The following is a 21,414-nucleotide window of genomic DNA, read 5'->3' as shown; positions in this document are numbered from 1 at the left end:
AGACACTTCTGTCGAGCTTGATCCTATGAGTGAAAAACCAACCATAAGCAAAGCCGAACTGGCGGAGCTTTTCCGCGGATTCATCGATCCGGCCTTCGTGATTGACGACGCCGAGACCATGAAGCCCTACGAGTGCGATGGCATGTCCATGTACTGCGAAATGCCGTTACTGGTGGTCCTTCCGGAAACTGTGTCGCAGGTTCAGGACGTGATGCGCACCTGTGCCCGTCACAAAGTGCCGGTGGTGGCGCGGGGTGCGGGAACCGGGCTCAGTGCCGGTGCCATGCCCCATGCCGAAGGTATTGTCCTGTCCCTGGCCAAGTTCAACCGCATCCTGTCCATCGACCCGCTGGCCCGCAGCGCCCGGCTGCAACCGGGTGTTCGCAACCTGGCCATCAGTGAGGCCGCGGACCGCTTTGGCCTCTACTATGGGCCCGATCCGTCCTCACAGATTGCCTGCACCATCGGCGGCAACGTGGCGGAGAATTCCGGCGGTGTGCACTGCCTGAAGTACGGTCTGACGGTCCATAACCTGCTGAGTGTCGAGTTGGTGACGGTGGACGGTGAGTTGGTCACCATCGGCAGTGACGGCCTTGATTGCTGCGGCATGGACCTGATGGCGTTGATGACCGGCTCCGAAGGCCTGCTGGGTATTGTCACCGAAGTCCAGGTCAAGCTGTTGCCAAAGCCGGAAATCGCCCAGGTGGTCATGGCCGGCTTCGACAATGTACAGCAGGCTGGTGACGCGGTCGGTGGCATCATTGCCCACGGCATCATCCCGGGGGGACTGGAGATGATGGACGGCCACGCCATCGTGGCGGCAGACGACTTTGCCAAGGCGGGCTATCCCCGGGACGCCAAGGCGTTGTTGCTGTGCGAAGTTGACGGCACCGAAGAGGAAGTCCACGAACACATCGAACAGGCCGAGGCACTGTTCCGCAAGCTGGGGGCAACGTCGGTGCGCACATCCCAGAGTGAGGAAGAACGGGCCCTGTTGTGGAAGGGACGGAAATCAGCCTTCCCGGCGGTCGGGCGGATTTCACCGGATTACTACTGCATGGATGGCACCATTCCCCGTAGCCAGCTCGCCCATGTGCTGACCGAAATGGAAAAGATGTCCGAGGAGTTTGGCCTCCGGGTGGCAAACGTTTTCCACGCGGGCGATGGCAACCTGCATCCACTGATCCTGTTTGATGCCAACGTGCCCGGCGAGTTCGAGCGTACCGAGGCCTTCGGCAGCAAAATCCTTGAACTGTGTGTGGCGGTGGGTGGCTGCATCACCGGGGAGCATGGGGTGGGGGTGGAAAAAATCCGCCAGATGGCGATCCAGTTCAATGATGATGAGCTGGCCCAGTTCCGTGACGTGAAAGCCGCGTTCGATCCCGACGGCATCCTCAACCCCGGCAAGGGGGTTCCGACGCTGCGCTTCTGCCAGGAATACCGTTCCCTTGAGCACAAACAGCACGACATCCACTCCAACGCGGATAGCACCCATGGCTGACCTCTCCAAACAGATTCAGGACCAGGTCCTGAGCGCCCGGAATGCGGGTACCAAACTGAACATTGTGGCCGGAGGCAGCAAGTCTTTCATGGGACGTGCTGCGGATCCTGATGCCAGCGAACTGAATGTGGCCGATCACAGCGGCATCATTGACTACCATCCGGTGGAACTGGTGTTGACGGTTCGTGCCGGGACCACCCTGAAGGAAATTGAAGCCACGCTGGCGGAACAGGGGCAGTCCCTGCACTTCGAGCCGCCACGCTTTGGCGACCAGTCCACCATCGGCGGAACCCTGGCCTGCAACCTGTCTGGTCCGGCCCGGCCGTGGGCGGGTTCGGTACGGGATCAGGTGCTGGGCGTGAAGCTGATCAACGGTAAAGGTGAGCACCTTAAATTCGGCGGTCAGGTGATGAAGAACGTCGCCGGGTATGACGTGTCCCGGTTACAGGCGGGGGCCATGGGGACGCTGGGGGTGATGACGGAAATCAGCCTGAAAGTCATGCCTCAGCCGGCGGCAAGCCTGACCCTGGTGCGTGAGATGGCGGCTGACCAGGTGATTGAGTACATGAATGCGCGGGCGGCGGAGCCAAAGCCGTTATCGGCGGCGTGCTGGCTCGATGGCCGGGTCTACCTACGCCTGTCCGGCGCCAAATCCGCCGTGGAGGCCACCGCCCGTCAATGGGAGGGCGAGGTGCTGGAAGAGGCCGAGGATTTCTGGCAGCAGCTTCGTGACCAGCAACATGGGTTCTTTAACCGCAGCGAGCCGCTCTGGCGGTTTTCGGTCGGCGCCACCGCCAAACAGCCGCCGCTGGATGGCGCCTGGCTGATTGACTGGGCCGGTGCCCAGCGCTGGTACTCAGGAGATGCCGAGAAACCCCGCTTGCAGCAATGGGCACGGGAAGCCGGTGGCCAGGTCAGCCTGTTCCGCGGCGGAAACCGTGACGGCGAAGTGATGCATCACCAGCCGGAAGTCCTGGCCGGGCTGCAGAAGCGGCTGAAAAGTGCCTTCGATCCTGACGGTATCTTCAATCCCGGGCGGCTGTATAGCTGGCTGTAATCGTCGACATTTCCAATAGGTTGATCATGCAAACCAATCTTGTCTCTCAATTTTCCAACACCGCCGAAGGCCAGGAAGCCGAAGCGATTCTGCGGGCCTGTGTCCATTGCGGCTTCTGTACCGCGACCTGTCCGACCTACCAGGAACTCAACGATGAGCGGGACGGCCCCCGCGGCCGTATCTACCTGATGAAACAGTTTCTGGAAGGCGGGGAGGTGACCGAGAAAACCCGCCAACACCTGGACCGTTGCCTCACCTGTCGCAGCTGTGAGACCACCTGTCCGTCCGGCGTTGAATATGGCCGTCTGGTGGACATCAGCCGTGGCCTGATGGAGAAGCAGGTCGAACGACCGGCGAAGGAGCGCTACCTGCGCTTGGCCCTGGCCCGTGTGCTGCCCAACCGTCGCCTGTTTGGTCTGTTGTTGCGGCTGGGGCAACTGTTCCAGCCGCTGCTGCCTAAGGCCCTGAAGACCAAGGTGCCGCCGCGGCAGCATCCGAACCCATGGCCGGCAGCCAGCCATGAGCGCATTGTGCTGGCACTGGCGGGCTGTGTGCAGCCGTCGGCAACGCCGAACACCAATGCGTCGGCGGCGCGGGTGCTGGACCGGCTGGGCATTACCATGGTCGAGGCGCCGGAAGCGGGTTGCTGTGGCGCGGTCAATTACCACCTGTCGAACCATGACGATGGCCTGAATGCCATGCGGCGGAACATCGACGCCTGGTGGCCGGCCATCGAGGCGGGTGCCGAAGCGCTCATCATGACGGCGTCTGGCTGTGGTGCCATGGTGCAGGATTACGGTCACCTGCTGAAGGACGACCCGGTCTATGCCGCCCGCGCCAAGCGGGTCAGCGAGCTGACCATCGATCTGGGGGCTTTCCTGCTGAAGCAGGACCTGGAGCCGCTGAAGGTTCGGCAGCAAACCGGCAAGGTCGCGTTCCATTGTCCCTGCACCCTGCAGCATGCGATGAAACAGAGCGGCACGGTGGAGCAGGTGTTGCGCAAGGCGGGGGTTGAGCTGGCGGAGACCACCGACAAGCATCTTTGCTGCGGCTCAGCGGGTACTTACTCCATTACCCAACCGGAGTTGAGCCAGCGACTGCTCGACAACAAGATCAAGGCGCTGACGGTGGACAACCCGGCGATGATTGCCACCGCCAACATTGGTTGCCAGATGCATATCGGCAGCAAGTCACCGGTGCCGGTCAGTCACTGGATTGAATTGTTGGATCGCTGAGCGACCGTGCCTGAGGGTGCTGAACCATAAAAAAGGGGCCCGCAGAGCGGGCCCAAGAGAGGAGGAGCGACACTAGTTGCCTGATCAGCTGCCTGTGGCGCGCAGGTGTTGCACGTTAAACATGTTGGGCGGTGTCAGTTCCGGGTCTACCTGACCCTTGAACTGGCCGGTGGTGCAGTGGCTCGCCTGAACGTCGATCATGCTGAAGCTGTCGTCGATGGACACGCCGCTACCCTGGTTCGCGGGCAGGTGGTGATCCGGGTGAGCCTGCCCGATGGTGAAGGTTTTCCACAGGCTGCCTTTGCGGTCATAGGAAATGGTGCGGGGAATGGTGAAGGTCTGTGCGTCCATGAAATGGACCCGGCGGGACAAGGGGTGACTCTCGTCAACCGGTACGGCTTCCACCTCATACACCTTCCGCAGCTGCCAGGTGATGTTGGGGAAACAGCCGCCCTGACCACCGAAGGCAACCACCTGATAGCCGTCATCGTCCTGATGGGTTTCGGCATCGAGGGTCAGCTCATTGTGGTTGTAGAACGGCATCAGCATGTAGCGGGTACCCTGATAGCGCCAGTTCATGTCGGAGATGCGTCCGTTATAGCCCTCGAAATCCTCGATCATCAGGTCTGATCCCAGGAAGGCGTCAGTCACCTGGCCGGTTGCCAGGCGACGCACACGGCGTTGGAAGCCGAGGTAGAGCCAGGAATTGTCGCGCTTGAGGTCGTCCGCGGCCCGGTGGATCAGCAACTGGGTGTTCCTGACATCGTAAGGGTCCAGCACCTGGACGTAGATGGCCCTGAACAGTTCCGAGGGGTTGGGGGTAATTTCCGGCGTCGGCTCCTGGTTTACCCGGCCCATGTAGTTCAGGAAGTGGAAGTTGAATTTGATGGTCCGCTCAATGTCCCCGGAGTCCATGTCCCGGTATTTCCAGTAGAACGGGTAGATGGCAGCGCTATCCCCCCAGTTGTAACCGTACTTGTAGTTCCAGGCCAGTTTTTCGCCAGCCCGTGGGTCATCGGCGCTGGGCTCTTCCGGGAATGGCCGTCCCGCGGCCCAGCCACTGATCTCACCCACCTGATCCCCCAGTGACACCTGACCCAGGGATGCCCGGGTGGCTTCGATGTAGCTGGGGTGCAGGTCAAACGAGGTGGTTTCACCAACAGTGATGGTGGTCCAGCCATTCTCGATGAAACTGTGGAACGCGGGGTCGATGATGTCCTTGAATTGGGCCAGGTTGCTCTGGTCAATCACCAGACCTGGTGACAGCCCATCAAACTGCGGGGTGCTGTCCTGGTAGGGGTAAAAGGTGCTGGTGATCACCTCGTCGCTGGCCAGTGCCGTCGTGGATATCAGGCCCGCGGCACAGGCAGCGCCCAGCGCACGAAACATTGGGGTGGTCTTGTACTTGTTCATTGCGTATCTCCTGCTCAGAAGCTGTAGCGGACAGTTAACTGAAGTTCGTCTTCTTCCTGGGCCATGCCGATCGGGCCGGACTTGAAGCGTCCCAGAGGCTCATAGCCACTCAGACCGGCGCTTTCCCCGGCTGGGTGTCCGGGGTAGGCCGCGGTGAACGGGTCCCAGGGGTTACAGGTGCGGCAGTCATCGAAGGTACGGGCGCCATCACCAACCTTGATGTTGGCGCCGGCGGTGACCTTGAAGCTGTCGTTGACCAACCATTCAACGCTGGGAGCCAGGGTGGTGGCTTGTGCCCGGAAATCGTGGGCGGTAATCAGCTGTGGGCTCAGGCGGTCGTTCATCCACCAGCCTTTGATCAGCAGGGTTGCGATCCAGTTGTGTTCCCAGTCCGGAATGCCCGCTTCACCCAGGGCCCGTTGCTCACGTTCATGGTCAAGAATGTGCTGACCAAAAACCTGGCCGGAGAACAGGAAGGCGCGACGGTCGTTCAACCAGGGGATAAACACATTTTTGTCGGCCCCAAGCACGTAGCGCAGCACATCCGATTCGGAGTACAGCTCCCTGCGCAGGGTATTGGCGAACTCTTCACCGGAGGTGTAGGCGGTCTCCACACGGAACACGGTATCGACGCCCTGGGCGTAGTAATCGAGAGAGCCGCCCACCAGGTTCACCCGTGGGAAGTGAATGTCGAAGGCAATCAGGCTTGGCCAGACGGCGGTCTCACCGGTGAACCCATTCTGTGCGGGGATGCCACCGTGCAGGGAGGGTAGTTGCGAGCGGTAGGTCAGAGCGTTCAAGGAGAAACCCAGGTCACCGTAAACCCCTTCCAGTTTCAACCCGAGCTGGGTGTTCGACAGGCTCCAGTTTGGCATGTGAGCCTTGCGGATACCGATCTGGCCGGGGCCGAAGTCGGTGGCAATGCTGCCGTTGGCAAAGTTGGCGACGGTACCGCCATTTTCCCAGAGGTTGTTCATGCCCCGGAAGAAACAGCCGGCGTCGAGGATGACGTTCGGTTGTCCGCACTGGCCAATGTCGTGTGGACGGAACTGGTCGAAGTTCCACACCACCTGGAAGTTCAGGTCGTCAAAGGCCAGTCCCTCGAAGACCTCCGTGGGCCCCATGCGATAGTCCGTTTTCAGGATCCACATGGGAATACGGATATCCTCCAGCTCGTCATAGATGTTGTTGCGGGAGTAATCCACCGGGTTGATGACATCGAGCACCCGGAACAGGTCGGTCCGTCCCCAGATCACCTGCTGCTTCCCCAGGCGGGTACTGAGGGTGTTGCCGTTGCTCAGGTTGAGATCGAAATTAACGTAGAGTTCGCGAATGAAGTCGGCGCGATCATTGAACTCCTGAAAGCGGAGGTCATTGGTGTCCTTATCGAGGTAGTCGTCGATACAGCCGCGACTGTCTTCATCGCAGGGGCGAACCGGTACCCCGAAGGCAACGCCGCCGTTCTGGTCGTGGAGTCGTTCACCCAGCACCATCATGCCGTCGTTGGGGTTGTTGGCGGTATCAAAGGTATTCGGCAGCTCCAGACCCTCGCCATGGGGAACGTAGCCCGCGGGGAACGGTGCCGGAGCGGTATCCTGAAGCAGAATAGGGCCACCGGCATTGCGGCCATACTCATCGTCATTCAGGTCGTAGACACCATCGTAGGAGCCTCGCAGGGTGCCATTGACCGATACGTTGCTGAACATACCCACATCGCCAAAGCGCTTTTCACCTTCAAGCTGCACGGTATTGCGGAACTTGGACAGGCCGACGCCTTCACGTCCGAATGTCGCGTTCTCGTAGTACCCGGCAATCCTTGTTTCCTCGGCAGCGTAAAGCACAGCAGGGGCTGTCACTGAGAGAAAAGAGCCGCCCATGAGGGCCGCTCCCCATACTCTCAAGCCTTTTGTTTTTGTTTGCATGGCAGATCCTCGTTGTGTGTGTGGCGGAGGACGTCCGGGTTAAGACCGGACCGTCGCTCCTGCTACGTATCCGTCACCGTCACGGAGGGTGCGAACCGGCGATGGAGCGGGTTCCGAACGAGGGCTGTCTGCATGCAGAATGCCGTCCTCGTCGGCGTATACGTCAGTGATGAAACGGGGTTTGAACACCAGTACCCAGGAGGGCACCAGCAACATGGCGGCAATGCCGTTGATGACGATCATCACGCACAGCAACAGCGCAGCATCGGACTGGAATCGCAGGTCGGAGAAGATGACCCACATGATGATGCCGGCCATCAGGGTGAGCGCGGTAAAGCTGATGGCCATCCCGGTGGTGGCAATGGCCCGGCGCACCGCTTCCTGCAGGCGGCCGGCCTTGGCCATTTCCTCCCGTATGCGGTCCATCATGTAGATCGAATAGTCGATGCCAACACCGATACCCACAGCGATCACCGGCACCGTGTTGATGTCGATACTCAGACCGAACAGGCCCATGTAGGCGTAGGTGAGGGTGGTGGCGAACAGCATCGCCAGCAGCATCATCAAACCGGCGTGCCAGGAGGTGTAGAACAGCATCACAAAGGCGAAGATGAGCAGGAATACCAGCGGCAGCACAATCAGGTTGGTTTCAAACGCCGACTCGTTCATGGCAGCGGCGACCCCCAGGGTGCCGCCGGCCAGGCGGATGGTCAGCCCGTCAACCTCGTCGCCGTGTTCGGCAATCCATTCCTTGGCCATGTGGATGGCGCGGCGAATGGTCTCTCCCTGGCGGTCCTTGTAGTAGAACACCAGGTTGGCGACGCGGTCGTCGGTATCATTGAATTCATCCAGGGCGCCGGGGATCGGGCTGGAGGCCATGTAGGTAAACATCAGCCCACCGACATAACGGGCATCATGGGGGATCTGGAACCAGCGGGGGTCATCGTTATGCATCAGCCGGTTAACCTGCATGACCAGGTTTGGCAGCCCCTTGGTTCCGCCAACGCCCGGGTCGCTGAGCATGTGTGCCTGGAAGTCGGACAGAGCCCGCAGGACCTCCGGGCGTTTGAGCCCGCCTTTTTCATCGGTTTCCGCAATCACGTACAGTTCTTCCGAGCCGGGGAAGCGGTCGTTGACCACCCGGGAAGACACGTTGTAGTCGTGATCCGGGTAGAGGATTGGCGAGCCAGGCTCGGAGTCGCCGATCTGGACGTTGGACGTCGCCAGCAAGCCCGCGCCCATAACGACCGCCGCAGCGGAAAGCAGGGCTTTGGCCCGACCAGGGCGGGTCACCGTCTGGGAACAGCTGGCACCAATGTGCCTGAGTGCGGTTTCCCGGATCTCCGGTGTTTTTGGCGTAGGCAGAACCGACAGCAGCAGCGGGACGCCGATGAGCACTGTGAACACCACGGTGATGGCCCACAGAGAGGCGTAGATGCCCAGATGGGTGTTCAGCGGGATGGAGCCGATGGCAATCAGCGACAGCCCGATGGCGTCGGATACCACACCCAGTGAGCCTGGGCGGAACAGGCTGTCAAAGGTGGCTTTGGCCGCTTTCGGACCGTCTCCCAACAGGCACGTTTCGGAGTAATAGCGTTCAACCAGCTGGACGCCGTGGCTCATCGCCCTGGCGGCAATCAGGAACGGGATGACCAGTCCCAGCGGGTCGAGGTTGTAGCCCAGCAGGCTGATGATGCCCAGCCCCCACACGGTGGAAATAAGCACCCCACCCAGAGGGATCAGCACGCCATAGGCCTTACGGAAATGGAATACCAGCAGGGCGAGCATGGTGAGCACGGTAAAGATGAAAATCTGGAGGATCTGGTCCATGTAGGTGTAGGCCCAGCCCACCAATACCGGTTGCCCGGTGGCGTAAATCGTGACGCCGTCCCGGGCTTCCTGTTCCCGCAGCTGCTGGAGCTGGGCAAAGGTTGTTTCGTAGTCCAGCTTGCCTTCAATCAGCTGAGCCTTGACCAGCGCCATCCTGAAATCAGGCGACACCAGCGGCCCATAAACCCTGGGGTTGGCCGCCACTGCGGCTTTCATTTCTGCCAGCGCCTGTGCGGAATATTCACCCCGTGTAGAGTCGTAGTAGGGTTCGGAGTTGATGCTGCCAACTTCGGTCAGCCAGATCTCCCGGGAGTTCCGGTGAGTGACGCTGGACACCAGGTTGTGGTTGACCCCTGGAAGGTTATCCACCGCCTGGGTGACCCGGTCGATCGTCGCCAGGTTTTCATTTGAGAAAATGTCACCGCTGGAGAATTCGACCCCGACCACCAGCACGTTGGCACCGCCGAAATCATCCTTGATGCTGTTGTGCAACTCGATGTAGGGGTGCTGTTGCGGCAGCAGATCGGCAAAGTCGGTGTAGATCTTCAGACCGGGAATTCGAAGCGCAAAAAACAGCGTCAACAACGCGATCAGCGTGAGTACTTTCCTGGGGTTGCTGAAGATCCAGACTTCAAGCAGGTGTAGCAAATGGGTAAATCGGTGCAGTCCAGCCATGATCGGGATCCTCAGTGATTACTGGCCACAGTGGCGTCGGGCAGGTTGAGGTTAAGCAACAGCCCCCGCCCTCCGGCGACCAGGAGTTGCCGGTTATCGAGCACCAGCCCGTCACGGAGATAGAGCGGCAGGTTAGGGGTGCTCAGCCGTTGCCATTGACCATTCGCCATGGCCAGCACCGTGGCGTTGTCGCCAAGGGCAAACAGGCTGTTGTCGCCGGGAACAAATCCGAAGATCGGGGCGTTGGTGTCTGTGGGCTGGCGGCGCCAGGACTCACCACCATCAACGGTGTGGTAGATGAAACCGTTCAGGCCACCAACCCAGCCTTCGTCCTCGGACATGAAGTAGGTCGCGTGGGGGTAGAACTCGTCCGGCAGGGCGCCGGCGTGGTCCCAGGTTTCGCCGCCATCCTGAGTCTTCAGCACCAGCCCATACTCCCCGGTTGCCAGGGCGACGTTGCTGTCGAGGAATTGCAGGGAGGTCAAGACGGCGTCTTCATCCAACGAGGTTTCTTCCCAGCTGGCACCCTGGTCGGCGGAGTGCTGGATGGTGGTGAAGCTGCCGCTGGTCCACCAGCTCCCATCCGGGGCACAGGTGGCGGCCATCATCTGCTCCTGGCTGGGTAGACTGTGAGGTGTCCACTGTGTGGCAGTGGCGTTGCCATGCCAGAGCTGATTACTGAACGTCAGTGCAACGAAACTGCCATCGGGGCAGCTGTCCAGGGAAATGAAACTGTCGCTGGTGGGAAGCTCGACCCGTTGCCAGGACTGGCCATGGTTTTCGCTGATCAGCAACACACCGGCGTTGCCCCCAAGGGCGACGATCTCACTGTTGCTTGCCATGGACTGGTAGAAGTCGGTGCGCCGAACGGTCTGCTGTGATTGCTCCCGGACGGCGTCGAGGTTCAGCGGTGCTTCGCATCCGGTGAGCAGCACGGCAGACAGGCCGGCGACCGCAACGCAGGGAGTGAATGCGCCCCGGGGGCACAGGAAAGGGTTTGCCATGTCATGTCACCGTCTTTGTTTTTGTGAATAAAGCGACTGACGGTGACAGAGCAACGGCTATGCCATGACTTGGTGGTGATTCCTAACCAGTTGAAAAATAATGATTAAATTGGCTATTTTAGCATTTGGTCAAGCGCGGGTCGGGCTGGCTGTGATGCTTGATATTTATCAAATCATCAAGTGACGGGGAGGTGTTTCTGATTTGATCAAGGGGGACATCCCTGTCCCGGATGGAGGTCAGGTTTCTGCGAGAATTCCAGATTTTTTAAGACGGTAGGCGAGGGCAGGCCTGGTAAGACCGAGTAGCCGAGCCGCCTTGGAAACGTTCTGGTTGGCTCGCTCAAGGGCGCTGCGCATCAGTGTCTCTTCGACTTCTTCAAGGCTGATGCCATTACCGAGGATATGCTCGAACCAATCTTTGGGGCCGCCACCGGATTGGCTGCAGGTGACTTTGCCACCGGTGTCCACACAGTCTGCGGGAGGTGAGGCATTGACCAGGGGCGACACGGCGAACAGGGATTCCTCACTGATGGATTCGTTGTTGTCGGTAAGTATGACCCCCCGTTCGATAACGTTTTCGAGCTCGCGGATGTTGCCCGGCCAGCCGTAACTCATGCAAAGAGCGAGTGCCTTATCGGAAAGGCCGAGGGTTTGTTTGTCGTACTCGGAGTGGAACTTGCCAAGGAAGTGCTCAACCAGCAGGGGAAGGTCCTCAACCCGCTCCCGCAGTGGCGGGATTTTCACCGGAAAAACGTTGAGGCGGTAAAACAGGTCGGCGCGGAAACGGCCCGCTTCCACGGCTTGTTCCAGGCTCTCGTTGGTGGCTGCAATCACCCGGACATTCACTTTCCGGGTCCGGTTGTCTCCGACCCGCTCCAGTTCCCCTTCCTGCAGCACCCGCAGAAGCGTTGCCTGCGCCCGCGGTGTCAGTTCCACCACTTCGTCGAGGAAGATGGTGCCACCGTTGGCCCGTTCAAAGCGGCCTTCCCGGGACTGGTTGGCGCCGGTGTAGGCACCTTTCTCAACGCCGAACAGTTCCGCTTCAATCAGGTCGGGAGGGATGGCGGCACAATTGACCGCGACAAACGGACTGTCAGCCCGTTCGCTCCGCAGGTGGACGCTGCGGGCGATCACTTCCTTGCCGACCCCGGTTTCTCCCAGCAACAGCACCGACACCTTGCCCTGGGCCGCTTTGTCGATCATTTTGCAGACTTTGTTGTAGGAGGCCGATTGGCCGATCCCGTAGTACTGCCCCTGCTGCTTTTTCAGGCTGATGCGAAGTGAGCTCAGTTGAGCCTGTAGATCATAGAGTTCTTCCATGATCGGGTCGGCCTTGAAGTAGCGGGAAAACTCTTCGGCATCCTCCCATTGCTCGGCGGGTTTCCCTTCGATAACGCACTTCTCATCGCCGCAGCCGCGGCAACTGATCTCCCGGAAGATGATTTCCCGGCCCATGAACGACGAGGTATAGGCACAGGCGTAACCGAGCAGGGCCCAGCATGCCGGTTGATCCATGGGCCCCAGCTCCGTCTGGCAGATCTCGACCTCGAACGAATCGATCCACTCCAGCTTGCCGTAAAACTCACCGGTGTCCTGGTCGATGTCAATTTCCAGGGGAACCACCTTCACCATGCCTTTCAGGGAATGGAGCTGGGGGCCGGCGAGGAAAATGTCGAGTTCGCTGCAATGGGGCCGAAGCTTACGGGCCAGTTCAGCGTCGCGGATGCCGGACTGGTAGCCCAGGCGAAGGAAAAAGCCTTTGGCCCTTTCCACCCCCATGCTGTTGACCATTTCCCGGCGGAACGCTGCCAGCGCATTGAGGTGCATGAGCAGCATCCGCTGCTCACCAAACCAGATTTTGCCTTCCGTGCTCTGAAACTGGATTTGCTCCGTAAGGTCCCGGAAATCCAGATAATTTAGCTGTGGCTTGTAACTGACAGCCATACTGAAACCCCTTTTGTTTTTGTCGGCGGGGACGGCGCTCATTGAGCGCATGGGTTAAACGTTGCGTTTTTCATATAACACCTGACCAATGTCAAAAATCAACCAAATGATCAAATTAAATGTTCAGAAAATAGTCACTCCCGACCAGCTCAGCATTTGCTGATACGTAATCTGAGATTTGATCATTTGATGAAAAAAATACGGTTTCCCCCCAAATCTCCCGCCTGGTTTTTACGGCCCTTGTTTCACCGGAATTCAAGAAAATCCTTTTAAAACAGCGCTATGAAAAGGAGTTTCTTGTCAGAAAAACAATCTGGCACAGCCGTTGCTCCAGCCCCACCAGCCAATAACAAACACAACGGGGCAACCAATGACGACTCAGAGTGACACCCAATCCTTCGATCAGCTGACCCGGTACATCCGGGTTCGCAGCGAGCCGAGCGACCGCTTCGTGGAGTTCGACTTCGCCATCGGTCATCCGGAGCTGTTTGTTGAACTCGTGTTGCCCCGGGATGCCTTCGAACTGTTCTGCAAGCACAACAACGTGGTCCACATGGACTCCGAGATGATCCGCCAGATTGACGAGGACATGGTCAAGTGGCGGTTCGGGGAGAAGGGCCAGCGCTACTGAACACTCACCATCATCACCCAAGTCCACAACAACAAGACGGTAAGGTTGATATGACTATCGAAATCAAAACCAACTCGGTGGAGCCGATTCGCCAGACGTTCGGCCACATTGCCCGCCGATTCGGCGACAAGCCGGCCTCCCGCTACCAGGAAGCCAGTTACGACCTGGAGGCCAAGACCAATTTCCACTACCGCCCGTTGTGGGATTCGGAACATGGGCTCAATGATCCGACCCGCACCGCGATTCGGATGGAAGACTGGTACGCCGTCACCGATCCCCGCCAGTTCTACTACGGCGCTTACGTCGGCAACCGGGCCAAGATGCAGGAAGCGGCGGAGACCAGCTTTGGTTTCTGTGAAAAGCGCAACCTGCTGGGCCGCCTGCCCGAAGAGATGCAGACACTGTTGCTTCGACTGCTGGTGCCGCTGCGCCATGTCGAGCTCGGCGCCAACATGAACAACAGCAAGGTGGCCGGTGATGTGCCTGCCACCACGGTCTCCCAGCTTCACATCTACCAGGCCATGGATCGCCTGGGCATCGGCCAGTACCTGTCGCGCATTGCGCTGATGATCGATGGCAGCAGCGGCAAAGGGCTGGATGAGTCCAAGGGTTACTGGATGGACGATGCCCTCTGGCAACCCATGCGCAAGTTGGTGGAAGACTCCCTGGTGGTCCAGGACTGGTTCGAACTCACCCTCCTGCAAAACGTGCTGATGGACGGCCTGCTGTACCCGCTCGTTTACGAAAAGGTGGACCAGTGGCTGGGCGAGAACGGTGCGGAAGACGTGTCCATGCTCACCGAGTTCATGCGGGACTGGTACAAGGAATCCCTGCGCTGGACCAACGCCATGATGAAGGTCGTGGCAGGAGAGAGTGAAGCCAACCTGGCGCTGCTGCAGTCCTGGGTTGACGACTGGGAACCGCGTATCTACGACGCACTGAAACCACTGGCCCAGGCCACCTCCGGCGTTGATGCACTGGATGACATCCGCGCTCAACTCGCCACCCGCCTTAACAAGTTCGGTTTGCACAGCCAGGGAGTATCCGCATGAGCCAGCTCGTATTCATCGCCTTTCAGGACAACGACAACGCCCGCTACATGGTCGATGCCATCGCCACCGATAACCCGGACGCGGAGATTCAGCATCAGCCCGCCATGATCCGGGTTCAGGCCGAGAAGCGCCTGGTGATCAACCGGGAAACCATGGAAGAAGTGCTCGGTCGCGAATGGGACGTTCAGGAGATGCTGGTGGATGTCATCAGTATTGGCGGCAACGTCGATGAAGACGACGACCACTTCATTCTTCAGTGGAACTGATTGGGAGACAGAACATGCCTGTGAACAACAAGAAACTTAATCTCAAAGACAAGTACCAGTACCTGACCCGGGATATGGCCTGGGAACCCAGCTACCAGAAGAAAGAAGACATCTTTCCGAACGAGTCGTTCGAGGGCATCAAGATCACCGACTGGTCCCAGTGGGAAGATCCGTTCCGCCTGACCATGGACGCCTATTGGAAGTATCAGGCTGAGAAAGAGAAAAAGCTGTATGCCATCTTCGATGCATTTGCCCAGAACAATGGCCACCAGAACATTTCCGATGCCCGCTACGTCAACGCCCTGAAACTGTTCCTGTCCGGGGTGTCACCCCTGGAGCACGCGGCGTATCAGGGCTATGCCCGGGTGGGGCGTGATTTCAGCGGAGCCGGTGCCCGGGTGGCGTGCCAGATGCAGGCCATCGATGAGCTGCGTCACTCCCAGACCCAGCAACACGCCATGAGCCACTACAACAAGCATTTCAATGGCCTGCACGATGCCGCGCACATGCACGACCGGGTGTGGTTCCTGTCGGTTCCCAAGTCGTTCTTTGACGATGCCCGGACGGCCGGCCCGTTCGAATTCCTGACCGCCATCTCGTTCTCCTTCGAGTACGTGCTGACCAACCTGCTGTTCGTACCGTTCATGTCCGGCGCCGCCTATAACGGCGATATGGCCACCGTCACCTTTGGCTTCTCGGCTCAGTCCGACGAGGCGCGCCACATGACCCTCGGCCTGGAAGTGATCAAGTTCATCCTCGAACAGCACGAGGACAACGTGCCCATCGTGCAGCGCTGGATCGACAAGTGGTTCTGGCGCGGATTCCGCCTGCTCAGCCTGGTCGGGATGATGATGGACTACATGTTGCCGAACAAGGTCATGTCCTGGGCGGAGGCCTGGGAGGTGTACTACGAGCAGAACGGCGGGGCGCTGTTCAAGGACCTGGAGCGCTATGGCATTCGTCCGCCCAAGTACCAGGACATTGCCAACGACGCCAAGCATCACGTTAGCCACCAAGCCTGGAGCACCTTCTACCAGTACGGCCACGCCACCAACTTCCATACCTGGATGCCGGAAAAGGACGAGCTGGACTGGCTGTCCCAGAAGTACCCGGACACCTTCGACAAATATTACCGGGCACGCTTCGAGCACTGGACAAAAGAGCACACCGAAGGGCGCCGTTTCTACAACAACACCCTGCCTCAGCTGTGTCAGGTGTGTCAGATCCCGACCATTTTCACCGAGAAAGACGACCCGACCATGCTCAGCCACCGGCAGATCGAGCATGAGGGGGAGCGTTTCCATTTCTGCTCCGATGGCTGCTGCGACATCTTCAAGGACGAGCCGGAGAAGTATGTGCAGGCCTGGTTGCCGGTACACCAGATCTACCAGGGCAACTGCGATGGCGGTGATGTCGAGACCGTGGTGTCGAAGTACTACCACATCAACATTGGCCAGGACAATTTCGAGTACATCGGGTCCCCGGACCACCAACGCTGGTTGTCGATCAAGGGCAAGCAGCCTGATGCAAAGGCCGGCGGCGCCAACCAGGACGCTGCCTGATCCGGGACCGGTCCGGAGCTCGCTGCTCCGGACCTTCCACCCACAAAAACAACAAGGTGCCCATCATGAGTGTTAATGCCTTATACGACTATCACCACGAGTCCAGGGACAAGGTCGAGAATTTCCATGGCATGCAATTGCTGTATGTCTACTGGCCTCATCACCTGATGTATTGCTCCCCTTTCGCCTTCCTCGTTGCTCCGGACATGACCTTCGGCGTCCTGCTGGAGGAGGTGCTTAAACCGGCGGTGGCGGCGCATCCGGATGCGTCAAAAGCCAACTTTCTCGAGGCCGGGTGGCAGCTGAATGGCGAGCCTTTCACACCGGATGTATCGGCCACGCTCAGGGACAGCGGCATCGATCACAAGAGCATGCTGACCGTCACTACCCAAGGGTTGGACGGCATCGCCGGCTCCGCATCCTGAGGACATAGCCATGAGTCACACCGTAACGATCGAACCGACCGGCGATCAGATTGACGTGGAGGATGGCCAGACCATCCTCCAGGCAGCGCTTCGTCAAGGCGTCTGGCTGCCGTTTGCCTGCGGCCACGGTACCTGTGCCACCTGCAAGGTCCAGGTGGTGGATGGGGATGTGGATGTCGGGGATGCATCCCCCTTTGCGCTGATGGATGTGGAGCGGGCCGAGGGCAAGGTCCTTGCCTGCTGCGCCACGGTTGAAAGCGACGTCACCATCGAAGCCGACATTGATGTGGATCCGGACTTTGAGGGGCACGCGGTGGAGGACTATGTCGCCACCGTAACCGACATAGTGGACCTGTCACCCACCATCAAAGGGGTGCACCTGAAGCTTGACCGGGCCATGACGTTTCAGGCCGGCCAGTACATCAATATCGAGCTGCCCGGTGTCGACGGCCCCCGAGCCTTCTCCCTGGCCAACCCACCCGGCCGGGCGGATGAAGTGGAGTTGCATGTTCGCCTGGTGGACGGCGGTGCGGCGACCAGCCACATCCATCAACAGCTCAAAGCAGGCGACGAGCTGAGTCTGTCGGGGCCTTACGGCCAGTTCTTTGTTCGCAGCTCCCAGCCCGGCGACCTGATTTTCATTGCTGGTGGCTCTGGCCTGTCCAGCCCCCAGTCGATGATTCTCGACCTTCTGGAACAGAACGACGACCGCAACATGGTCCTGTTCCAGGGCGCCCGCAATCAAAGCGAACTCTATAACCGGGAGCTGTTTGAGGCCCTGGCGAGGGATCACGACAACTTCACGTACGTTCCGGCCCTGAGCGATGCCGCCGACGATGAAACTTGGCAGGGCTTCAGGGGCTATGTCCATGAAGCCGCCAAGGCTCATTTTGATGGCCGTTTTGCGGGTAACAAAGCCTATCTCTGCGGGCCACCACCGATGATTGATTCCGCCATTACCGCCTTGATGCAAGGGCGGTTGTTCGAGCGGGACATCTTCATGGAGAGATTCCTGACCGCCGCAGACGGTGCCGAGGACTCCCAGCGCTCCGCCTTGTTCAAGAAGATCTGACCGGGGGAAAGGTTATGGCTGGGGTACAGGTTTTCAACAGGACCACCGGCGACCGTTTCAGTTGCGAGGAGGGACAGAGTGTCCTGAAAGCCATGGAACATTCGGGACTCAGGTGCGTTCCCGTTGGTTGCCGGGGCGGGGGCTGCGGCTTCTGCAAGGTCACGGTCCTGAACGGGGAGTTCCAGTGCGGAAAAATGAGCAAGGTTCATGTCTCGCCGGAATGCCGCAAACGGGGGGAAGTCCTGGCCTGCCGGGTTTATCCCCTGACTGATTTGACGATTGAGTGCCGGCCGCAGGGCGCGGCGGACTCTACGACCGAACAACAACAAAAGTGATGAGGTGTTTGCCATGAGAAAAGGTGTCATGCGTCCGGGCCACGTCCAGATCCGCGTTCTCGATCTGGATGAGGCACTGAAACATTACAAGGACCTGCTGGGTCTGATTGAAACTGACCGCGATGAGCAGGGGCGTGTCTACCTGAAAGCCTGGACCGAGGTCGACAAGTTCTCGGTGGTCCTGCGGGAAGCTGAGGAACCCGGCATGGATGTGATGGCGTTCAAGGTCGTCGATGAGGCGGCGTTGCTGCAACTGGAACAGGACCTGGTGGCCTATGGGTTGCAGGTTGAAAAGATCCCTGCCGGTGAGCTGAAAGACTGTGGTCGCCGGATCCGCTTCAGCACCCCTTCCGGGCATGACTTCGAGCTGTTCGCTGACAAGCTCTACACCGGCAAATGGGGGGTGACAGAGGTCAACCCGGAAGCCTGGCCTCGTGGCCTGCAGGGTATGAAAGCGGTGCGCTTCGACCACTGCCTGCTCTATGGCCCGGAGTTGGCGGCCACCTACGACATCTTCGTCAATGTGCTGGGGTTCCATCTCGCCGAACAGGTTCTGGACCCGGAAGGCACCCGCATTGCCCAGTTCCTGACGGTGTCGATGAAGGAGCACGACATTGCTTTCATCCACCACGACGAGCCGGGCAAGTTCCACCATGCATCGTTCTTCCTCGAAACCTGGGAAGACGTACTGCGGGCGGCGGATCTGATCACCATGACCGACACCTCCATTGATATCGGTCCCACCCGTCATGGCCTGACCCACGGCAAAACCATCTACTTCTTTGACCCCTCCGGCAACCGCAACGAAGTGTTCTGCGGCGGTGACTACACCTACCCGGATCACAAGCCGGTCACCTGGCAGGCGGAGCAGTTGGGCAAGGCCATCTTCTACCACGACCGTCAGCTCAATGAACGGTTCCTGACGGTACTGACCTGATTCATCCCGACTTTTGATTCAACAGGAAGATGCAGCAATGAACGACATCAAACATTACATCAACGGGCAATACGTCGGCTCTGCCAGCGGCAAACTGTTCGACAACATCAATCCGGCCAATGGCCGGGTGATCAGCAAGGTACACGAGGCGGGCCGCGAAGAAGTTGACGCCGCTGTGCAGGCCGCGAAGGCCGCCTTGCGTGGCCCCTGGGGCAAGATGACCTTGGAACAGCGCACCCAGATCCTGCACAAAGTGGCCGATGGCATTAACGCACGTTTTGACGAGTTCCTGGAGGCCGAGTGCCTGGACACCGGCAAGCCCAAGTCCCTGGCCAGCCACATCGACATTCCCCGGGGCGCGGCCAACTTCAAGGTCTTCGCGGACATGATCAAGAACGTGCCCACGGAATCGTTTGAAATGCCGACGCCGGATGGCACCGGCGCGCTGAACTACGCCGTGCGCCGCCCCAAGGGGGTCATTGGCGTGATCAGCCCCTGGAACCTGCCGCTGTTACTGATGACCTGGAAGGTGGGGCCGGCGCTGGCCTGTGGCAACACCGTGGTGGTCAAACCGTCCGAGGAGACCCCCACCACCACCGCGCTTCTGGGCGAAGTGATGAAGGACGCCGGGGTGCCTGATGGTGTCTACAACGTGATTCACGGCTTCGGTGGCGATTCCGCGGGTGCCTTCCTGACCGAGCACCCGGATGTCGATGGTTTCACCTTTACCGGTGAGACCGGCACCGGCGAGGTCATCATGAAAGCGGCCGCCCGGGGTATCCGCGATATCTCTCTGGAACTGGGCGGCAAGAACGCCGGCCTGGTGTTTGCGGATTGCGATATGGACAAGGCCATTGAGGGCACCATGCGTTCCGCCTTCGCTAACTGCGGGCAGGTCTGCCTGGGCACCGAACGGGTGTATGTCGAACGTGCCATCTTCGATGAGTTTGTGACCCGTCTGAAGGCCGCAGCCGAAGGGCTAAAGATCGGGCCGCCAGATGACAGCGAAGCCAATATGGGCCCGCTGGTGAGCCTGAAGCATCGGGAAAAGGTGCTGTCCTATTACCAGCAAGCGGTTGATGACGGCGCCACTGTCGTCACCGGGGGTGGCGTGCCTGATATGCCTGCCGAGCTGGCTGGCGGTGCCTGGGTTCAGCCCACCATCTGGACGGGGCTGGCGGATGATTCGGCGGTGGTGACCGACGAGATCTTTGGGCCCTGTTGCCATATCCGTCCGTTCGATACCGAAGAGGAAGCCATCGAGCTGGCCAACAGCTTGCCCTATGGCCTGGCCTCAGCAGTGTGGACCGAGAATGTGAGCCGGGCCCATCGTGTGGCTGGCCAGATCGAGGCCGGGATTGTCTGGGTGAACAGCTGGTTCCTGCGGGATTTGCGCACACCGTTTGGTGGCAGCAAGCAATCCGGCGTCGGGCGCGAGGGTGGGGTGCACTCACTCGAGTTCTACACCGAAATGAAGAACGTCTGTATCAAACTGTGAGGTTGCCATGAACGCACCGGTAGACAGTCCGGAAATCGGGCGTGACATCACTGCGGCTGGGTATCGCACCAATCTGCACGATCAGGGCGAGGGCTTCCCGGTCATGCTGATTCACGGCTCCGGCCCCGGTGTGACCGCCTGGGCCAACTGGCGGCTGGTGATGCCGGAGCTGGTCAAACACCGCCGGGTGATTGCGCCGGACATGCTCGGATTCGGTTACAGCGAACGCCCAGAAGACCAGCGCTACAACCGCCAGCTTTGGGTAACCCATGCGGTTGGTGTCATGGATGCGCTGGGTCTGGACCAGGTCGACCTGGTGGGGAATTCCTTTGGCGGTGGCCTGGCCCTGGCGCTGGCCATCGAGCACCCTGAGCGGGTGCGCCGGCTGGTCCTGATGGGGTCGGTCGGCGTCAGCTTCCCGATTACCAAAGGGCTGGATGCGGTCTGGGGCTACCAGCCATCCCTCGACACCATGCGCGGTTTGCTGGATGTGTTCGCCTACGACCGCAGCCTGGTCAACGATGAGCTGGCGGAGCTGCGTTACCAGGCCAGCATCCGCCCCGGCTTCCAGGAATCCTTTGCGGCGATGTTCCCGGCGCCACGCCAGCACTGGGTCGATGACCTCGCCAGCAACGAAGACGACATCCGCAAGCTGGCCCACGAAACCCTGATTCTGCATGGCCGGGAAGATGAGGTGATTCCGCTGGAGACCTCCCTGAGGTTGTCTGGATTGATCGACCGCTCCCAGCTGCATGTGTTCGGTCGCTGCGGTCACTGGACCCAGATAGAACATGCCGACCGGTTTGCCCGGTTGGTCAACGATTTTCTCAACGAGGCCGATCAAGCGGCTGCAGGAGATTCCTGATGGAACAAGCACAAATCCAGAGGCTCGGCGACGAGCTCTACCAGGCCATGATCAAGCGCGAGGCGGTGTCACCACTGACCAGCCGGGGTGAGGATATCACCATTGACGACGCCTACCACATCTCCCTGCGCATGCTGGAACGCCGGCTGGCGGATGGTGCCTCGGTCATCGGCAAGAAGATCGGCGTCAC

General features: G+C 59.7%; 18 protein-coding genes and 1 pseudogene. 14 read left to right on the top strand and 5 right to left on the bottom strand.

The genetic code is table 11. The features are described from left to right. Positions 1–25 precede the first annotated feature (25 nt). The 3 genes from BMZ67_RS00095 to glcF are packed head-to-tail and all read left to right on the top strand — an operon-like array spanning position 26 to position 3,793. Positions 26–1,501, top strand: coding sequence for an FAD-linked oxidase C-terminal domain-containing protein (locus BMZ67_RS00095; protein ID WP_092019900.1), 1,476 nt, complete (start codon positions 26–28; stop codon positions 1,499–1,501). After that, positions 1,494–2,558 (top strand): glycolate oxidase subunit GlcE, encoded by a 1,065-nt coding sequence (gene glcE / locus BMZ67_RS00090; RefSeq protein WP_092019899.1) that lies wholly within the window; start codon positions 1,494–1,496, stop codon positions 2,556–2,558. Before BMZ67_RS00095 ends, glcE begins: the two co-directional genes overlap by 8 nt. Positions 2,559–2,584: 26 nt before the next feature. Then, positions 2,585–3,793: a glycolate oxidase subunit GlcF gene (glcF, locus tag BMZ67_RS00085; RefSeq protein WP_092019898.1), complete on the top strand. Its 1,209-nt coding sequence runs from the start codon at positions 2,585–2,587 to the stop codon at positions 3,791–3,793. Between the two features lie 84 nt (positions 3,794–3,877). Here the strand turns inward: glcF and BMZ67_RS00080 are convergent, their stop codons facing one another. The 5 genes from BMZ67_RS00080 to BMZ67_RS00060 form a co-directional block, all read right to left on the bottom strand. Beyond that, complete coding sequence (locus tag BMZ67_RS00080; protein ID WP_175481801.1) at positions 3,878–5,206, bottom strand: DUF1329 domain-containing protein; 1,329 nt, start codon at positions 5,204–5,206, stop codon at positions 3,878–3,880. Positions 5,207–5,220: 14 nt separating this feature from the next. Continuing rightward, the gene (locus BMZ67_RS00075) at positions 5,221–7,083 is read right to left on the bottom strand and encodes a DUF1302 domain-containing protein (RefSeq protein WP_245749825.1); all 1,863 of its coding nucleotides are present in this window, start codon (positions 7,081–7,083) and stop codon (positions 5,221–5,223) included. Between the two features lie 84 nt (positions 7,084–7,167). Then, positions 7,168–9,633, bottom strand: a complete 2,466-nt coding sequence (locus BMZ67_RS00070) for an efflux RND transporter permease subunit (protein WP_092019896.1) — start codon at positions 9,631–9,633, stop codon at positions 7,168–7,170. A gap of 11 nt (positions 9,634–9,644) precedes the next feature. Beyond that, the gene (locus BMZ67_RS00065; RefSeq protein ID WP_092019895.1) at positions 9,645–10,637 is read right to left on the bottom strand and encodes a WD40/YVTN/BNR-like repeat-containing protein; all 993 of its coding nucleotides are present in this window, start codon (positions 10,635–10,637) and stop codon (positions 9,645–9,647) included. A gap of 237 nt (positions 10,638–10,874) precedes the next feature. Continuing rightward, positions 10,875–12,581, bottom strand: coding sequence for a sigma-54-dependent Fis family transcriptional regulator (locus BMZ67_RS00060; protein ID WP_092019894.1), 1,707 nt, complete (start codon positions 12,579–12,581; stop codon positions 10,875–10,877). Between the two features lie 370 nt (positions 12,582–12,951). On the opposite strand from BMZ67_RS00060, the gene BMZ67_RS00055 reads away from it, so the two are divergent. From BMZ67_RS00055 to BMZ67_RS00005, 11 genes and pseudogenes are all read left to right on the top strand, one after another. Then, entirely contained in the window at positions 12,952–13,212 is a 261-nt protein-coding gene (locus tag BMZ67_RS00055) for a phenol hydroxylase subunit (RefSeq protein WP_092019893.1), read from the top strand. Between the two features lie 50 nt (positions 13,213–13,262). Next, entirely contained in the window at positions 13,263–14,264 is a 1,002-nt protein-coding gene (locus tag BMZ67_RS00050) for an aromatic/alkene monooxygenase hydroxylase subunit beta (protein ID WP_092019892.1), read from the top strand. After that, the gene (locus BMZ67_RS00045) at positions 14,261–14,530 is read left to right on the top strand and encodes an MmoB/DmpM family protein (RefSeq protein ID WP_092019891.1); all 270 of its coding nucleotides are present in this window, start codon (positions 14,261–14,263) and stop codon (positions 14,528–14,530) included. Before BMZ67_RS00050 ends, BMZ67_RS00045 begins: the two co-directional genes overlap by 4 nt. A 14-nt stretch (positions 14,531–14,544) precedes the next feature. Next, the gene (locus BMZ67_RS00040; protein WP_092019890.1) at positions 14,545–16,092 is read left to right on the top strand and encodes an aromatic/alkene/methane monooxygenase hydroxylase/oxygenase subunit alpha; all 1,548 of its coding nucleotides are present in this window, start codon (positions 14,545–14,547) and stop codon (positions 16,090–16,092) included. Positions 16,093–16,157: 65 nt separating this feature from the next. After that, the gene (locus tag BMZ67_RS00035) at positions 16,158–16,517 is read left to right on the top strand and encodes a phenol hydroxylase subunit P4 (RefSeq protein WP_092019889.1); all 360 of its coding nucleotides are present in this window, start codon (positions 16,158–16,160) and stop codon (positions 16,515–16,517) included. 10 nt (positions 16,518–16,527) lie between these two features. Next, entirely contained in the window at positions 16,528–17,589 is a 1,062-nt protein-coding gene (locus BMZ67_RS00030) for an NADH:ubiquinone reductase (Na(+)-transporting) subunit F (protein ID WP_092019888.1), read from the top strand. A 14-nt stretch (positions 17,590–17,603) separates the two neighbouring features. Then, positions 17,604–17,924 (top strand): 2Fe-2S iron-sulfur cluster-binding protein, encoded by a 321-nt coding sequence (locus BMZ67_RS00025; protein WP_092019887.1) that lies wholly within the window; start codon positions 17,604–17,606, stop codon positions 17,922–17,924. A gap of 13 nt (positions 17,925–17,937) precedes the next feature. After that, positions 17,938–18,861: a catechol 2,3-dioxygenase gene (locus BMZ67_RS00020; protein ID WP_092019886.1), complete on the top strand. Its 924-nt coding sequence runs from the start codon at positions 17,938–17,940 to the stop codon at positions 18,859–18,861. 37 nt (positions 18,862–18,898) lie between these two features. Then, the gene (locus tag BMZ67_RS00015; RefSeq protein ID WP_092019885.1) at positions 18,899–20,359 is read left to right on the top strand and encodes a 2-hydroxymuconic semialdehyde dehydrogenase; all 1,461 of its coding nucleotides are present in this window, start codon (positions 18,899–18,901) and stop codon (positions 20,357–20,359) included. A 7-nt stretch (positions 20,360–20,366) separates the two neighbouring features. Further along, positions 20,367–21,224 (top strand): alpha/beta fold hydrolase, encoded by an 858-nt coding sequence (locus BMZ67_RS00010; RefSeq protein ID WP_092019884.1) that lies wholly within the window; start codon positions 20,367–20,369, stop codon positions 21,222–21,224. Continuing rightward, positions 21,224–21,414: pseudogene (locus BMZ67_RS00005) on the top strand (2-oxopent-4-enoate hydratase); the annotation flags it as partial. The gene BMZ67_RS00010 and the pseudogene BMZ67_RS00005, both read left to right, overlap by 1 nt.

It is taken from the genome of Marinobacter zhejiangensis (genome assembly GCF_900114775.1).
Classification (GTDB): Bacteria; Pseudomonadota; Gammaproteobacteria; order Pseudomonadales; family Oleiphilaceae; genus Marinobacter; species Marinobacter zhejiangensis.
Note: the sequence above shows the minus strand (reverse complement) of the source record. Positions and strands in the feature narration are given on the sequence as shown.

Bases quoted from the DNA above. Each gene is read 5' to 3' on its own strand.
- BMZ67_RS00050 (WP_092019892.1), top strand. From the start codon at position 13,263: ATGACTATCGAAATCAAAACCAACTCGGTGGAGCCGATTCGCCAGACG.
- BMZ67_RS00095 (WP_092019900.1), top strand. From the start codon at position 26: ATGAGTGAAAAACCAACCATAAGCAAAGCCGAACTGGCGGAGCTTTTC.
- BMZ67_RS00015 (WP_092019885.1), top strand. From the start codon at position 18,899: ATGAACGACATCAAACATTACATCAACGGGCAATACGTCGGCTCTGCC.
- glcE (WP_092019899.1), top strand. From the start codon at position 1,494: ATGGCTGACCTCTCCAAACAGATTCAGGACCAGGTCCTGAGCGCCCGG.
- BMZ67_RS00065 (WP_092019895.1), bottom strand. From the start codon at position 10,637: ATGGCAAACCCTTTCCTGTGCCCCCGGGGCGCATTCACTCCCTGCGTT.
- BMZ67_RS00075 (WP_245749825.1), bottom strand. From the start codon at position 7,083: ATGGGCGGCTCTTTTCTCTCAGTGACAGCCCCTGCTGTGCTTTACGCT.
- BMZ67_RS00070 (WP_092019896.1), bottom strand. From the start codon at position 9,633: ATGGCTGGACTGCACCGATTTACCCATTTGCTACACCTGCTTGAAGTC.
- glcF (WP_092019898.1), top strand. From the start codon at position 2,585: ATGCAAACCAATCTTGTCTCTCAATTTTCCAACACCGCCGAAGGCCAG.
- BMZ67_RS00010 (WP_092019884.1), top strand. From the start codon at position 20,367: ATGAACGCACCGGTAGACAGTCCGGAAATCGGGCGTGACATCACTGCG.
- BMZ67_RS00040 (WP_092019890.1), top strand. From the start codon at position 14,545: ATGCCTGTGAACAACAAGAAACTTAATCTCAAAGACAAGTACCAGTAC.
- BMZ67_RS00020 (WP_092019886.1), top strand. From the start codon at position 17,938: ATGAGAAAAGGTGTCATGCGTCCGGGCCACGTCCAGATCCGCGTTCTC.
- BMZ67_RS00060 (WP_092019894.1), bottom strand. From the start codon at position 12,581: ATGGCTGTCAGTTACAAGCCACAGCTAAATTATCTGGATTTCCGGGAC.
- BMZ67_RS00080 (WP_175481801.1), bottom strand. From the start codon at position 5,206: ATGAACAAGTACAAGACCACCCCAATGTTTCGTGCGCTGGGCGCTGCC.
- BMZ67_RS00035 (WP_092019889.1), top strand. From the start codon at position 16,158: ATGAGTGTTAATGCCTTATACGACTATCACCACGAGTCCAGGGACAAG.
- BMZ67_RS00025 (WP_092019887.1), top strand. From the start codon at position 17,604: ATGGCTGGGGTACAGGTTTTCAACAGGACCACCGGCGACCGTTTCAGT.
- BMZ67_RS00030 (WP_092019888.1), top strand. From the start codon at position 16,528: ATGAGTCACACCGTAACGATCGAACCGACCGGCGATCAGATTGACGTG.
- BMZ67_RS00055 (WP_092019893.1), top strand. From the start codon at position 12,952: ATGACGACTCAGAGTGACACCCAATCCTTCGATCAGCTGACCCGGTAC.
- BMZ67_RS00045 (WP_092019891.1), top strand. From the start codon at position 14,261: ATGAGCCAGCTCGTATTCATCGCCTTTCAGGACAACGACAACGCCCGC.